This window comes from Comamonas sp. (assembly GCF_036666375.1).
In the GTDB taxonomy this organism is placed as follows: Bacteria; Pseudomonadota; Gammaproteobacteria; order Burkholderiales; family Burkholderiaceae_C; genus Comamonas.
The window spans coordinates 34,698-49,067 of record NZ_JAVWWA010000027.1; the positions used below are offsets into that span (position 1 = coordinate 34,698).

Sequence of the window (14,370 nt, forward strand, 5' to 3'; positions counted from 1 at the left end):
TCGAGCGCGTTGCTCGGAATCCCGCCCGTGCCGAGCCACTTTCAATGCGCCTGGTCCCAGTTGGGCCCCACGCCCACTTCGGCCAGCAGCGGCACCTTCAACTCGGCCACGCCCGCCATCAGGCGCGGAATCTCGCTGCGTATCCAGCCCTCGTCGCCCGCGGGCAGCTCGAACACCAGTTCATCGTGCACCTGCATGATGACCTTGATGTCGGGCTTGTGCGCGTCGAGCTCGGCCTGCACCGCGACCATGGCCATCTTGATCAGGTCGGCGGCCGTGCCCTGCATGGGAGCGTTGATCGCCTGGCGTTCTGCGGCCTTCTTGCGCGGGCCGTTGCCGCCGTTGATGTCGGGCAGGTACAGGCGCCGGCCGAGCACGGTCTCGACATAGCCATGGGCGCGCGCGAACTCCACGGTCTCGTCCATGTAGCGCTTGACGCCGGGATAGCGCTGGAAATAGCGGTCGATATAGGCCGCCGCGGCCTTGGTCTCTATGCCCAGGTTCTTGGCCAGGCCGAAACTGCTCATGCCGTAGATCAGGCCGAAGTTGATCACCTTGGCATAGCGGCGCTGTTCGCTGCTGACCTGGTCGACTTCAACGGCGAACACTTCGGCGGCGGTCGCACGGTGCACGTCGCGGCCGTCCTGGAAGGCCTTGAGCAGCGACTCGTCGCCCGACAGGTGGGCCATGATGCGCAGCTCGATCTGCGAATAGTCGGCGCTGGCGATCACGCGGCCCGCGGGCGCGATGAAGGCCTCGCGCACGCGCCGGCCTTCGGGCGTGCGGATGGGAATGTTCTGCAGGTTGGGGTCGTTGCTCGACAGCCGGCCGGTCACGGCCACGGCCTGGGCGTAATGCGTGTGCACGCGGCCCGTGGCCGGCAGCGCGAGCTGGGCCAGTTTGTCGGTGTAGGTGCCCTTGAGCTTGGACAGGCTGCGGTGCTCCAGCAGCTTGGCCGGCAGCGGGTAATCGGCGGCAAGCTTCTCCAGCACTTCCTCGTCGGTGCTGCGCGCGCCGGTCGCGGTCTTCTTGACCACGGGCATGCCCAGCTTGTCGAAGAAGATCTCGCCCAGCTGCTTGGGGCTGGCCAGGTTGAACGGCTGGCCCGCGATCTCATAGGCTTCGTTTTCGAGCTGCACGATGCGCTGGCCCAGCTCGTTGCTCTGCTTGGCCAGCGTCGCAGCATCGATCAGCACCCCATTGCGCTCTATGCGGAACAGCGCTTCGCTGGTCTGCAGTTCGAGGTCATAGACGGCGCGCAGCGCGGCCTCGGCCTCGAGCTGGGGCCACAGCACGCGGTGCACGTCCAGCGTCTGGTCCGAGTCCTCGCACGAGTAGGCTGCGGCCTTGTCGACCGGCACCTGGGCAAACGGAATCTGGTGCACGCCCTTGCCGCACAGATCTTCGTAGCTCGTACCGCTGCGCCCGGTATGGCGCAGCGCCAGGCTGGACAGCCCGTGCGGACGGTGCACTTCGAGCACATAGCTTTGCAGCATGGTGTCGTGCGCATAGCCCTGCACCTGGATGCCATGGTTGGCAAACACATGGCGGTCGTACTTGACGTGCTGACCGAGCTTGGGCCGCTGGGCATTCTCGAGCCAGGGCTTGAGGCGCGCGAGCACTTCGTCAAACGGCAGCTGCTCGGGCACGTCCAGGCCCGCGTGGCGCAGTGGAATATAGGCCGCGGCGCCGGGCTCGACGCTGAAGCTGATGCCCACGATCTCGGCGCGCATCTCGTCGAGCGAGGTGGTTTCGGTGTCCAGCGCCGTGAGCGGCGCGGCCTCGATCTTCGCCAGCCAGGCATCGAAGCTGGCCCAGGTCAGTATCACGTCGTAGTCGACGCTGCGCTGTTGCGCGGCTTGCGCTTCCTCGGTGGCCTCGGCGGATTCCTGCTGCTCGGCAAACATGTCGCCCGTGTCCTGGTCGGCGCGCGGCTTGGCGGCTTTCGCTTTGGCCTTGGGCTCTTCCGCTGCGGCTTCGGCCTGGTTTTCCAGCGCCATCGCCAGGCCCTTGAAGCCGTACTCGAGGTAGAAGTCGCGCAGCGCCTTGTTCTCGGGCGCGCGCCAGGCCAGGCCGTCGAGCGACGGCAGGCCGACCACTTCCTCGACCAGATCGCAATCGGTCTTGATGGTCACCAGCTGGCGGCCCGTGGGCAGCCATGCGAGGCTGTCCCGCAGGTTCTGGCCGGCCACGCCCTTGATCTCGTCGGCGCGCGCGAGCAAGGCGTCGAGCGAGCCATATTCATTGAGCCACTTGGCCGCGGTCTTGGGGCCGACCTTGGGCACGCCGGGAACGTTGTCCACGGTATCGCCGACCAGCGTCTGGAAATCGACCATCAGCGACGGCGGCACGCCGAACTCGGCGGTGACGCCGGCGACATCGCGCACCTTGCCGTTCATGGTGTCGATGATGGTGATGTGCTCGTCGACCAGCTGGCTCAGATCCTTGTCGCCGCTGGAGACCACCACGCGCACGCCCTGGCGCGATGCGACCTGGGCCAGCGTGCCTATCACGTCGTCGGCCTCGACGCCCTTGATGGCCAGCACGGGCCAGCCGAGCATGCGCACCACGGCATGGATGGGCTCGATCTGCGCGCGCAGGTCGTCGGGCATGGGCGAGCGCTGGGCCTTGTACTCGGGGTACAGCGCGTCACGGAAGGTCGGACCGCTGGTGTCGAAGATGCAGACCGCGTAATCGGCAGGCACTTCCCTCTTGAGGGACTGCAGCATGTTGATCATGCCGCGGATCGCGCCGGTGGCGGGACTCGTCGGGTCGCCGGGCCGGGCCCGCAGATCGGGCATGGCGTGGTAGGCGCGGTACAGATAGCTGGAGCCATCGACCAGCACCAATGTCTTGGAATTGCTCATGCCAGGATTGTGCACGGCGCGGCCCGGCCTGCGCGCTGGATTTCCCCACGGGATCAATTGAACACTGGCTCTACAATCACCCCATGCGCGCCGCCCCACTTCTCCTCCTCCTCAGCCTGGCTGCCAGCCCGTTGCTGGCCCAGAATCCGCCTGGCACTGCCGTCCAGGCCGCTACTGACGCGGCCGAACCGCGTACCGCCCCCCAGGGCGACAAGAACAACCAGCGCGTGGAACGTATCCGCGTCGAGGACGAGGGCAGCCGCGTCGACGAAGTGCGCATCGGCGGCCAGACCCGCAGCATCACCGTGACCCCCAAGGTCAGCGACATGCCCGCCTACGAAGTGCAACCCAGCGAAGGCGTGCGCAACCGCAGCCGCAGCAGCTCGGACACCACGGGCCCGCGGGTGTGGAACATCCGCAAGTTCTGAGCTTCCCAGCGCTCCCCCCTTTCTTCCTCTTCTTTCCTGCGCCGCCCTCGGGGCGCGCTTCTCGCCATGGCCGTTTTTACCGAAGTCTCCGAAAAAGAGGCGCGCGACCTGCTGCGCCACCTGCCGCTGGGAACCTTCCAGAGCCTGCGCGGCATTCAGGGCGGTATTGAAAATACCAACTACTTCCTGACGACCGACCAGGGCGAATGGGTGCTGACGCTGTTCGAAAGGCTCACGGCCGAACAGCTGCCGTTCTATCTGCACCTGATGAAGCATCTCGCGCACGCCGGCATTCCCGTGCCCGACCCGCAGGCGCACAAGCAAAGCGGCGACATCCTGCTGCGCGTGTGCGGCAAGCCCGCGGCTGTGGTCAATCGCCTGCGCGGCAGCAGCCAGCTCGCTCCCGCGCCCGTGCACTGCGCGGCCGTTGGCGACATGCTCGCGCGCATGCATCTCGCGGGCCGCGACTTCGAGCGCCAGCAGCCCAATCTGCGCGGCCTTGCCTGGTGGAACGAAACCGCGCCCGTGGTCATGCCCCATCTGGACAGCGGCCTGGTCGACCTGCTGCAGTCCGAACTCGCCTTCCAGAACCATGTCGCAGCTTCGTCGCAGTACGCCGCGCTGCCGCGCGGCCCGGTGCATGCCGACCTGTTCCGCGACAACGTGATGTTCGAGGGCGAGCAGCTCACGGGCTTTTTCGACTTCTATTTCGCGGGCGTGGACAGCTGGCTGTTCGACCTCGCGGTCTGTCTCAACGACTGGTGCATAGACCACGCCACGGGAGCGCACGACGCTCCGCGCGCCCAGGCCATGCTCGCCGCCTACCAGCGCGTGCGCCCGCTCACGGGCGCCGAGCGCCAGCTGCTCAACGCACAGCTGCGCGCCGGTGCGCTGCGCTTCTGGATTTCGCGCCTGTGGGACTTCTACCTGCCGCGTGAAGCCGCGATGCTCACGCCGCACGACCCGCGCCATTTCGAGCGCGTGCTGCGCCAGCGCATTGCCGCGCCAGTGCAACTGACATGAGGCCGGCCGCGGTACACGCGGTGCAGCAAAAACGGCGCTGAAGACAAGCAGCTGGACTACAGAATCAAAGACTATTGAAATCTATATTTCGATAGTTTTTAACTCAATCCACTGCTTTTCTTCCTTTGCGCCTGCGTGTTCCCCCCGGACATCATCCGCCGGAACGCGTCATCCAAGGCAGGCAAGCGGTTCATCCTGCCATGGACATCGAAATCGTTCCCGCGCGCAGCAGCTTTCAGTGGCTTGGGCTGGGTTTCAGGACCTTCTGCCGCCGGCCCCTGGCCTTTGTGCTGCTCCCCATACTGCTGAGCTTCCCGCTGGCCATCTGCTATCTGCTGGCCAGCCCCAGTCCCGTCATCGAGACGGTGCTCTATAACGCCGTCCTGCCGTTTCACAGCCTGATGACGATGATCGTCGCGTCCCAGGCATTTTCCGGCACCACATCGCTGCCGGCGCTGATCGTCCTGACGCTGCGAGCCTTTCGCACGCACCTGCGCGCATTGATCACGCTGGGCGCGGTGCATGCGCTGGCCCTTTGCTGCATCGTGGCAATGGTGTCGCTGGTGCAGGACCGCGGCTTCGCGCTGGAGCATCTGCCCATGGCCCTGCAGCTATCCCCTGGAGGCGAGTCCGGTCCCGCGCAGGTGGACATCATCAAGCTGCTGGCGATCGTGCCGCAAGTGCTGTTCGGCTTTGCTCCGGCGCTGGTCTACTGGTACAGCGCCACGCCGGGCCAGGCCATTTTCCTCAGCGCCGCAGCCTACCTGCGCAACTGGCGTGCGTTTCTGCTGTTCGGCGTGATACGTACCGTCCTGGTCGCCGGCCCGCTGCTGGGGGTCATGCTGATCCTGGCCTTTCTGCCCGCAACCGCCAGCGCGGCGAATGCCGCGCTCATCGAAGGCGCGGCCGGGGTCATCACGATTCCGGCCGTCATCCTTTCCATCTCCCAGCTGTTTTCCTTTCGCGACTGCTTTGCGCCCCGGCGCACTTGGTTTTCCAGCCTGCCGCGCCTGCAGTGCAGCACAAATCAATTGTAATTTTCAAAATTAAAAATATAATCGATAGCTTAGGACTATCAATGTTGAATGCGCTTGGGCTTTTATCAACGGTTCACGGCACGCAACTCCACATCTGCAACTGCCATGAATTTCTCCATTGCGCCTGCGCATGCCAGCCTTCAATGGCTGGGACTCGCTCTTCAGACCATTTTCCGCAATCCCCTGGCCTTCGTGCTGCTGGCCGGGCTGCTGCGCATCTGCCATGTGCTGCTGTGCCGCATTCCCTTTGTCGGCACTCCGCTGTCGGCCGCCATCGAGCCCATCACCGCCTTGATCATGCTGATCGTGGTGGCGCGGGCCTCCAGCGGCCACAGGTCAACGTCCGCCCTGCTGTGGTCCGGATTGCGCGCGTTCCGCGGGCCGCTGCGCGGTCTGCTCGCGTTGAGCGCGGTGCAGCTCGTTGTTTTCCTGCTCGCGCTGATGCTGCTGTCCGCGCTCTTCGACCAGGGCTTTGCCTATCGTCATCTGCAGGGTCACCATGGGCTCTTGGACGGCGAGCGGCCTGAACGGATGCTCGCGTGGCTGCACATGCTGGTACTGCCACCGGCCGCGTTGCTGGCTTTCGCCCCCGCGCTGGTGCACTGGCACGGCCTCGGCCCCCTGCAGGCCATGCGCTCCAGCGCCGCGGCTTGCCTGCGCAACTGGCGCGCCATTCTGCAGCTGATCCTGGTCCAGGCAGTCGTCGGCCAGTTGCTCATCAGGCTGCTGACATGGCTGATGGAATCCATGCCGGCGACAAGCGAATTTGCACTGCAGGCACTTGCCGACAGCCTGGTCTTCCTTTCCTCCGCCATCTTCAGTATTTCCTGGTTCTTTGCCTTTCGCACGCTGTTCTCGGGCGCAAGGCCTGCCCCCGCTGCGCCACCAGGCGACCGACTGCCCTGCGAGTCCCGCGCCGTCCCCGCCCGCAACGGCTTGCGCTGGCTGCAGATGGGCTTCAAGACCTTCAGGCGCCAGCCGCTGGTGCTGGGCCTGGGCATGATCGCCTCAATGCTCATCGTTTTCTTGCCGTTTGCCATGCTGCTGGCAATGGTCGTCACGGCCCAGGCCGACAGAGGCGCCCAGCCCCTGCGCGCCGTGCTGCAAGCCGCCGGGCGCGCATTGCGCCAGGAGTTCTGGCGGCTGCTGCGGCTGGGCGCGCTGTACGTGGGAATCAGTTGGCTCGTTCTGAGCGTCACCTTCGTGGTGGGGATCAGGGTCGCTGCACCCCTGTCGGCGATGGCGGCCCAGGCCGACGCGCACATTGCGCTGGCCATGCTCATGGTCGCGGCCGCTGTTCTCATTGGGTTGGCGACGCTGCAGTTCTGGCATGCCCCCGGGCTGATCCACTGGCAGCGCCTGTCCCCGCTGCAGGCACTCAGGTGCAGCAGCCATGCGGTGCGACTCAACTGGCGCGCGTTTTCCTTGTTCTTTGTGCTGTGGGGGCTCATCTATGCCGTCTTCGGCACGGCCCTGATCATGCTGATCCGGCTGCCCGCACCCGGGAGCTTCGCGTTCACGGCAATCTCCACGCAGTTCGGGATCTGCGTGATACATCTATTGAATGTCATCTTCATGTCGTGCATCTATTTCAGTTTTCGCGACTGTTTTGCCTTGCCCGACAGCGCCGATTCGCGCGCCGACTGAGATTCGGCCTGCCGGCGCCGCGCGCAGCAAGCTGCCCTTGTCTTCAGCGGTCAAAAAAGCCTGCGGTACAGTAACGCCATCGGCGCCCGAAAGCGCCCGTTACTGCTTGCCCAGGACTTTGACTGCTTCATGAAACTCCAGATCGTTCCCGCCCGCACAGGTGTCCAGTGGGTCAAACTCGGCGTCCAGACTTTCTGGCGCCAACCCCTGGCCCTGGCCGCGATTTTTATTCTGGCCATTGTCGGCATGTCGCTGATCAGCATCGTGCCGTTGATCGGCCCCGCGCTGGCGCTGGCGCTGCTGCCCGCGACCTCGCTGGCGATGATGGTCGCGGCCGCCGAAGCCACCCAGGGCCGCTTTCCCACGCCGGCGCTGCTGCTGGTCGCGTTTCGCACCGGCCGCCAGCGCCTGAACGCCATGGTCACGCTGGGCCTGCTGTACGCCGTGGGCTTTCTCGCGATCATGGGGCTGTCGGCCTTGATCGATGGCGGCACGTTCGCCGAGGTCTATCTGGGCGGCGAGCCGATGACGCGCGAGATCGCCGAAGATCCCGCGTTCCAGTCCGCGATGTGGCTGTCGATGGCGCTGTACATCCCGCTGTCGCTGATGTTCTGGCACGCGCCCGGATTGATCCACTGGCATGGCATTCCGCCCGCCAAGGCGCTGTTTTTCAGCCTGGTGGCCTGCATGCGCAACTGGCGCGCCTATCTGGTCTTCTGCCTGGCCTGGATGGTCTTCTTCATGGCCTGCGGCATCGTGCTGGCGCTGGTCACCGGCATTCTCGCGAGCCTGATCGGCGGCATGGCCGCCGGCATCATGGCGGGCGCTGCCATGATCCTGGCGGCGATGTTCTTCACCTCGGTGGTGTTCACGTTCCGCGACAGCTTTTCCGCGCCCGATCCCTCGGACGCGACCGATCCCGAACTGCATGAAGCCTGAGCGCCTCGCGGTCGCCCTTCGAGCCCCATGAAAAAAACGCCCCGAGGGGCGTTTTTTACTGGGGAATCGCTTCGCCGCGTGGACTGGGCGAAACCGCCTCAGACGCCGACGGGCTTGCCGTCTACGCGCTGGATCACCACCGTCGACGAGCGCGGGCGCACCGTGCCGCTGGCCAGCACCGTGGCGTCGGTCGTGTCGTACGCAGGCCAGTTGCCTGGATGCTGGATGTTCAGGAAGATGCTGGTGTTGTCGGGCGAGAACGCAACGCCTGTCACTTCGGCTTCGTTGGGGCCGACGAAGAAGCGGCGCAGTTCGGCCTGGTTGCTGGCATTGATCACCGGACCCGTGCCCGTGCTGGCCGACATGGGCTTGGGAATCACGGCCAGCATCTGGTCGTTGGTCGCCTTGGCCACGTCGTTGTTGCGGCCGCCGTCCAGGCCGTTGTCGGTCTGGATCCACATGATGCCGCGGCTGTCGAACGACATGCCGTCCGGGCTGGCGAGCTGGTTCACCGCGGTCAGCGACGAACGGTTGGTGTCGGCATTCGCGCCCGCGGCCGCGCCGAAGACGAAGATGTCCCAGCGGAAGGCGTTCGAGCCGCTGGCATCGTGCCAACGGATGATGTGGCCGTTGGCATTGTTCAGGCGCGGGTTGGCGCCGTTGGTGCCGGTGGTCGCATTGCGGCTGGTGTTGTTGGTCAGCGTCAGGTAGACATCGCCATTGGTCGGGTGTACCGCAGTCCACTCGGGGCGGTCCATGGGCGTGGCACCGACGAAGTCGGCCGCACCGCGGGTGTTGATCAGGATCGCCTCCAGGCTGCCGAACTCGGCGCCCAGCGTCTTGCCGCCCTTGCCGACGGTGTTCGGTGCCAGTGCCAGCCACTCGCCCGAGCCGTTGTCGTTGAAGCGCGCGACATACAGCGTGCCCTTGTCGAGGTACTTGGCGCCCACGGCCAGGCGGTCGCTGCGCGTGGCGTCCTTGGGATCCCAGACGGCTTCGGAGACAAAACGGTAGACGTATTCAAAGCGCGAGTCGTCACCGCAGTAGAACGCCAGCGGCTGGCCGGCCACGGGGTTGCCATAGGCCGCGCCTTCGTGCGCAAAGCGGCCCATCGCCGTGCGCTTGGTGGCGATGCTCGAAGGATCGTAGGGATCGATTTCGACCAGGTAGCCGAAGCCGTTGACTTCGTTGCGCCAGTCGGACAGGGCATCCGCGCCGCTGGCCGTGACGTTGAAGCGCGCGAACTCGCCGTTGACTTCGGTGGCGTCGCCGGCAGCGGTTTCCCACTCGTAGCGGCCCTTGGTGCTGGACACGCCAACGCGCTTCTGGTGCGCGGGAATCGTGCCGGTGTTCAGGAAGCAGGCCGCCCAGTTTTCCTCGGCGGTGATGTAGGTGCCCCAGGGCGTGGTGCCGTTGCCGCAGTTGTTGTTGGTGCCGCGCACCTGCGTGCCGTTGGGCGAGAACGGGGTCTTGACCCAGTCCGTGCCGCCGACCGGGCCGGCCAGGCGCATGGGCGTGCCCGAAGTGAAGCGGCGGTTGTACTTGGAATTGAGAACGATGTTCCAGTTCTTGCCTTCCTTGCGCACATGCATCACGGCCACGCCATGGGCATTGATTTCCTTGCGCACCTCTTCGGCCGGACGCTTGCCCGCGACCTTGGTCGGACCTGCGGGATGCAGCGCGAACTCATCGATGTACTCGTGGTTGACCACCAGCAGGCCTTCGGTCGAGCTGCCGGCGATGGGGAAGAAGTGCATGCCGTCGTGGTGCATGCCGGTCGAGTTCAGCAGATCGTTGGAGCTGTTGTTGCCGTTGCGATCCCAGGCCGCGGCATTGTCGTTGAGCGGCGTGCCCCAGGCGCCGAGCACCTGGGCCGTATAGCCTGCGGGCACCACGCAGCCATGGGTCATGGAGTTGGGCAGCGACTCGAAGCCCAGCTTGAGTTCCGGCTCGACCGGCTTCACGGGATCGACGGGGGCCGGGTCGCCATCACCGCCACAGGCCGAAAGGCTCAAGCCCGCCATCAGGGCCACTGCAGCACCCAGGCTGCCACGTGTCACGGCACGGCGCGAGAGGCTTGCCTCGAGAATGGTACTGAAGGGCGCGTTGTCGCTGTGGTTGCGAACAACCTTGTCGGAAATGGATTTGCTCACGTGGCGGCTCTCTTGGTTTTGTCGATTCATCGACGGGTGCCGCCACTCTAGGAAATCAATATGACGATAGCGTGAAACCCGACACAAGACAGGTTGCCGGCCCGATCAGGCGTTGTTGCGCCGCAGCTTGGCGAGGTGGACACGGTCATCCACGCTGGAAAACAGCACCGCCAGAGCAATGCCCACGGCCGCGCCCAGCAAGGTGTCGATGACACGCTCGACAGGCATGTTTCCCATTGTCGGCGCGTGCGACGCGAGCATTGTCATCAACAGCGCCATCGGCGTGACCGTGATCTGCCCGAGTGCGTAGTTGAAGCCGATGATCACTTCGGTCAGGAACTGGAACACGACGACAGCCAGCACGATGACCCACAGCGGCGGGTGCTGGGCCAGTATCAGCCACACCAGGCAGGCGCCGATCACCGTGCCTCCCAGGCGCTGCAGCGCGCGGCTCATGGTCACATGCAGATGACTGCCCTGCATGACAGCGGTGGCCCCGATGGCCGCCCAGGCAGGATGCTGTCCGCCCGCGGCCCAGGCCAGCAGCGCCGCAATGGCCGCGCCCACGGCAATGCGCGCGCCCGCTATCCATTGATGCGACATCGGCGGAATGCGCACCACGGGAATCTGCAGCGCGCTGACCTCCTGCGCGCGCAGGCGGTCGGTGAGCGAGCAGACCAGCCAGCCTATCAGCCCGCCCGCCGCAGTCGCGAGCAGGCGCGCGGCCAGCTCCTGCCAGGTGGCCACCGGGTGCAGCGCAGCGCCGGCGGCGAACACGATGATCACCGCGCCCGGGCCGCCGATATTCCAGCGGCTCACCGCCACGGTCGAGGCCCCGGCCACCAGCGCCAGCACCAGCACCAGCGCCCATTCGCTGGCGCCGAACAGCCCCGCGAGCGAGGGAAACAGCACGGCCGCCAGCAGCAGCAGCGCCGCCGCGGCAACGATGCGCCGGCGCCGCGCCAGCGGCGCAAAGCGCCCGAACAGCGCGGCCAGCGCGCCCAGCGCGGGAAAGCCCACGAGTTCGGGCCAGGGCGACAACAGCGTCAGCACCAGCGCCGCGAGCACCGCAAGGCTGGCCTGCAGCCCGGCAATCAGTGCGATGCGCAGCGACAGCTGCGGCGCGAGCGCCAGGCTGTCCTGCAACTGCTGCGGATGCAGCAGGTGGATCGCGGCACGGGTCCTGGAGGCCGCCTGGACCGGGTCTTTTTCTTTTTCCATGCGCGCGCTCCTGCTCGAACTCAGTCGACGATGGTCAGCTTGGCGATCGCCAGCGCCAGCCACTTGGTGCCGTGGCGCGGGAAATCCACCTGCGCGCGCGCGTCGTCGCCCGTGCCTTCGATGGCCAGCACCTTGCCTTCACCGAACTTGTTGTGGAACACCGCGATGCCGGCACGCAGGCCATGGCTGGGCGCGGCCTTTTGCGGCGGCACGGGCGGGCTGGCAAAAGTCTCGGACTTGGCGCCAAAGCCGCCGCGGCCGCCGCCGTAACCTCCGCCGCCGTAACCTCCCGCTGACTGGGGCGTGAACGTGCCAAAGCCCTGCTGCTTGGGCGTGATCCACTTGAGCGCACTCTCGGGCAGCTCGTCGAAGAAGCGGCTCTTGATGTGAAAGCGCGTCTGACCGTGCAGCATGCGCGTCTGCGAATGGCTCAGGTACAGGCGCTTTCTCGCGCGCGTGATCGCCACGTACATCAGCCGGCGCTCTTCCTCGAGGCCGCCGCTGTCGCTCATCGCGTTCTCGTGCGGAAACAGGCCTTCTTCCATGCCGCCGATGAACACCGCGTCGAACTCCAGGCCCTTGGACGCATGCACGGTCATCAGCTGCACCGCATCCTGGCCCGCCTGGGCCTGGTTGTCGCCGGCTTCGAGCGCGGCATGCGTGAGGAAGGCGACCAGCGGCGACAGCGTTTCGCCGGTATCGATGTCGACCATGCCCGCGGCCGGCTGCGATCCCGGCAGCACCTGGTCGAGCATGGGTTGCGTGGGATCGATTCCCTGGCTCACCGGGCTCTGGCGCAGCGCCTGGCCATGCTCGTCGAGCGGCAGCGCCACGGCGTCGCGGCCAAAGCCTTCCTGGGTCACGAAGCTCTCGCCCGCATTCACCAGTTCCTGCAGGTTCTCTATGCGGTCCGCGCCTTCCTTTTCGTTGCGGTAGTGCTCGACCAGGCCGCTCTCCTCGAGCACGGCCTCGATGATCAACCGCAGATTCTTGCCCTGGGTCTGCTCGCGCAGCACTTCGATCTTGGCGACAAACGCGCCCAGGTTCGCGCCCGCCTTGCCGGGCACGGCCGTGACGGCATCGCTGAGCGAGCAGCCCGCGCTGCGCGCCGCATCCTGCAGCACTTCGACCGTGCGCGCGCCTATGCCGCGCGGCGGGAAGTTCACCGCGCGCATGAAGCTGGTGTCGTCATGCGGGTTCTCGAGCAGGCGCAGATAGGCCAGCGCGTGCTTGATTTCGGCGCGCTCGAAAAAGCGCAGGCCGCCGTAGACGCGGTAGGGCACGCCGGCATTGAACAGCGCGGTCTCAATTACCCGGCTTTGCGCATTGCTGCGGTACAGGATGGCGATCTGCTGGCGCTCGAAGCCGTCGTTCTTCACGAGCTGGCGGATTTCATCGACGATCCACTGCGCTTCGGCCAGATCGGTGTGCGACTCGTAGACGCGCACCGGCTCGCCCGGGCCCTGCGTGGTGCGCAGGTTCTTGCCCAGGCGGCGGCTGTTGTGGCTGATCAGCGCATTGGCCGAGTCGAGGATGTTGCTGAAGCTGCGGTAGTTTTGCTCGAGCTTGATCTGGCGCTGCACGTCGAACTCGCGCACGAAGTCGGCCATGTTGCCCACGCGTGCGCCGCGGAAAGCGTAAATGCTCTGGTCGTCGTCGCCCACGGCGATCACCGAGCCCTGGGTGCGCATCTGGCCGCCGACCTCGTCGCCCGCGAGCTGCTTGAGCCAGGCGTACTGCAGGCGGTTGGTGTCCTGGAACTCGTCGACCAGGATGTGCTGGAAACGCCGCTGATAGTGGGCGCGCAGCTGCGGCTGGTCGCGCAGCAGCTCGAAGCTGCGCAGCATCAGTTCGCCGAAATCGACCACGCCTTCGCGCTGGCATTGCTCCTCGTAGAGCTGATAGAACTCGACTTTCTTGCGCGTGTCGGGGTCCTTCACGGCGACGTCGCCGGGACGCTGGCCTTCTTCCTTGCAGCCCGCGATGAAGTACTGCAGCTGCTTGGGCGGGAAGCGCTCGTCGTCGACGTTGTGCTGCTTGCACAGCCGCTTGACGGCCGACAGCTGGTCCTGCATGTCGAGGATCTGGAACGCCTGGGGCAGGCCAGCGGCCTGGTGATGCGCGCGCAGCAGGCGGTTGCACAGGCCGTGGAAGGTGCCTATCCACATGCCGCGCACATTCACCGGCAGCATGGCCGACAGCCGCGCCGTCATTTCCTTGGCCGCCTTGTTGGTGAAGGTCACGGCCAGGATGCCCGCGGGCGTGGCCTGGCCGGTCTGCAGCAGCCAGGCAATGCGCGTGGTCAGCACCCGGGTCTTGCCCGAACCGGCGCCGGCCAGTATCAGCGCATGGCCTGCGGGCAGCGTCACGGCCGCGAGCTGCTCCTCGTTGAGGTCGGCAAGCAGGGGAGATGCAGACGCGGCGACGGGCGCGCTGCTGGAAAGCAGGTCAAGAGGAAACATGCTGCGATTGTAGAAACCCCGCCCCGCCCTGCACATGTGCGCAATCAAAAGCCTTGCGGCCCTGTTGCGCGTGCCGCCATCCCGGGGGCATTGGCGCGAGGTATGCAGTACGGGTAGAATCAATCACCGGGCCCAAGTTTCTTGTGGTCCGGTTTTTTGTGCCCGCGTCCTGCGGGCCCGCGGTGGCCGCCTCCAGCGGCAGCGTCCGCAAACCGGTCTCCAGGCCAAGCGCCCCATCGCCACGGAAATTGTTCCGCGGCGACCCTTTATGGAGCTTGGAAATTCATGGAAATCTTCGACTACGACAACATTCTTCTGCTGCCCCGCAAGTGCTGTGTGGAAAGCCGTTCGGAATGTGATGCCAGCGTGACGCTGGGCAGTCGGTCGTTCCGCATCCCGGCCGTGCCGGCCAACATGAAGACCGTCGTCGACGAGGCTATCTGCACCTGGCTGGCGCAGAACGGCTACTTCTATGTGATGCACCGCTTTGACCTCGACAACGTGCAGTTCGTGCAGGACATGCACGCCAAGGGCTGCTTTGCGTCGATCTCGCTGGGCGTCAAGCAACCCGACTACGCCACGGTCGACCGTTT

At 65.8% G+C, this 14,370-nt stretch carries 10 protein-coding genes; 6 read left to right on the forward strand and 4 right to left on the reverse strand.

The window, feature by feature from the left end; all coding sequences use genetic code 11:
• Nucleotides 1-41 precede the first annotated feature (41 nt).
• The gene (polA, locus tag RR928_RS09165) at nucleotides 42-2,867 is read right to left on the reverse strand and encodes a DNA polymerase I (protein ID WP_332534069.1); all 2,826 of its coding nucleotides are present in this window, start codon (nucleotides 2,865-2,867) and stop codon (nucleotides 42-44) included.
• An 83-nt stretch (nucleotides 2,868-2,950) separates the two neighbouring features.
• On the opposite strand from polA, the gene RR928_RS09170 reads away from it, so the two are divergent.
• The 5 genes from RR928_RS09170 to RR928_RS09190 all read left to right on the forward strand — a co-directional run bounded on the left by RR928_RS09170 (nucleotide 2,951) and on the right by RR928_RS09190 (nucleotide 7,941).
• Nucleotides 2,951-3,295, forward strand: a complete 345-nt coding sequence (locus tag RR928_RS09170) for a hypothetical protein (protein ID WP_332534068.1) — start codon at nucleotides 2,951-2,953, stop codon at nucleotides 3,293-3,295.
• A gap of 66 nt (nucleotides 3,296-3,361) precedes the next feature.
• Nucleotides 3,362-4,318 (forward strand): homoserine kinase, encoded by a 957-nt coding sequence (locus tag RR928_RS09175; protein ID WP_332534067.1) that lies wholly within the window; start codon nucleotides 3,362-3,364, stop codon nucleotides 4,316-4,318.
• 200 nt (nucleotides 4,319-4,518) lie between these two features.
• Nucleotides 4,519-5,355 (forward strand): BPSS1780 family membrane protein, encoded by an 837-nt coding sequence (locus RR928_RS09180; protein ID WP_332534066.1) that lies wholly within the window; start codon nucleotides 4,519-4,521, stop codon nucleotides 5,353-5,355.
• A gap of 105 nt (nucleotides 5,356-5,460) precedes the next feature.
• A complete protein-coding gene (locus RR928_RS09185; RefSeq protein WP_332682260.1) occupies nucleotides 5,461-7,002 on the forward strand; it encodes a BPSS1780 family membrane protein in 1,542 nt (513 codons plus the stop codon).
• 129 nt (nucleotides 7,003-7,131) lie between these two features.
• Nucleotides 7,132-7,941: a BPSS1780 family membrane protein gene (locus RR928_RS09190; RefSeq protein WP_332534064.1), complete on the forward strand. Its 810-nt coding sequence runs from the start codon at nucleotides 7,132-7,134 to the stop codon at nucleotides 7,939-7,941.
• A 98-nt stretch (nucleotides 7,942-8,039) separates the two neighbouring features.
• Here RR928_RS09190 and RR928_RS09195 read toward each other — a convergent pair whose 3' ends face one another.
• From RR928_RS09195 to RR928_RS09205, 3 genes are all read right to left on the reverse strand, one after another.
• A complete protein-coding gene (locus RR928_RS09195) occupies nucleotides 8,040-10,094 on the reverse strand; it encodes a PhoX family protein (RefSeq protein WP_332682262.1) in 2,055 nt (684 codons plus the stop codon).
• A 105-nt stretch (nucleotides 10,095-10,199) separates the two neighbouring features.
• The gene (locus RR928_RS09200) at nucleotides 10,200-11,315 is read right to left on the reverse strand and encodes an FUSC family protein (RefSeq protein WP_332534062.1); all 1,116 of its coding nucleotides are present in this window, start codon (nucleotides 11,313-11,315) and stop codon (nucleotides 10,200-10,202) included.
• A gap of 20 nt (nucleotides 11,316-11,335) precedes the next feature.
• The gene (locus RR928_RS09205) at nucleotides 11,336-13,777 is read right to left on the reverse strand and encodes a UvrD-helicase domain-containing protein (protein WP_332534061.1); all 2,442 of its coding nucleotides are present in this window, start codon (nucleotides 13,775-13,777) and stop codon (nucleotides 11,336-11,338) included.
• Nucleotides 13,778-14,062: 285 nt separating this feature from the next.
• Between RR928_RS09205 and RR928_RS09210 the strand changes: the two genes are divergently transcribed.
• Nucleotides 14,063-14,370: IMP dehydrogenase (locus RR928_RS09210; protein WP_332682265.1), on the forward strand; the 308-nt coding region annotated here is incomplete at its 3' end.

Bases quoted from the DNA above. Each gene is read 5' to 3' on its own strand.
- RR928_RS09170 (WP_332534068.1), top strand. From the start codon at position 2,951: ATGCGCGCCGCCCCACTTCTCCTCCTCCTCAGCCTGGCTGCCAGCCCG.
- RR928_RS09180 (WP_332534066.1), top strand. From the start codon at position 4,519: ATGGACATCGAAATCGTTCCCGCGCGCAGCAGCTTTCAGTGGCTTGGG.
- RR928_RS09185 (WP_332682260.1), top strand. From the start codon at position 5,461: ATGAATTTCTCCATTGCGCCTGCGCATGCCAGCCTTCAATGGCTGGGA.
- RR928_RS09175 (WP_332534067.1), top strand. From the start codon at position 3,362: ATGGCCGTTTTTACCGAAGTCTCCGAAAAAGAGGCGCGCGACCTGCTG.
- RR928_RS09200 (WP_332534062.1), bottom strand. From the start codon at position 11,315: ATGGAAAAAGAAAAAGACCCGGTCCAGGCGGCCTCCAGGACCCGTGCC.
- RR928_RS09205 (WP_332534061.1), bottom strand. From the start codon at position 13,777: ATGTTTCCTCTTGACCTGCTTTCCAGCAGCGCGCCCGTCGCCGCGTCT.
- polA (WP_332534069.1), bottom strand. From the start codon at position 2,867: ATGAGCAATTCCAAGACATTGGTGCTGGTCGATGGCTCCAGCTATCTG.
- RR928_RS09190 (WP_332534064.1), top strand. From the start codon at position 7,132: ATGAAACTCCAGATCGTTCCCGCCCGCACAGGTGTCCAGTGGGTCAAA.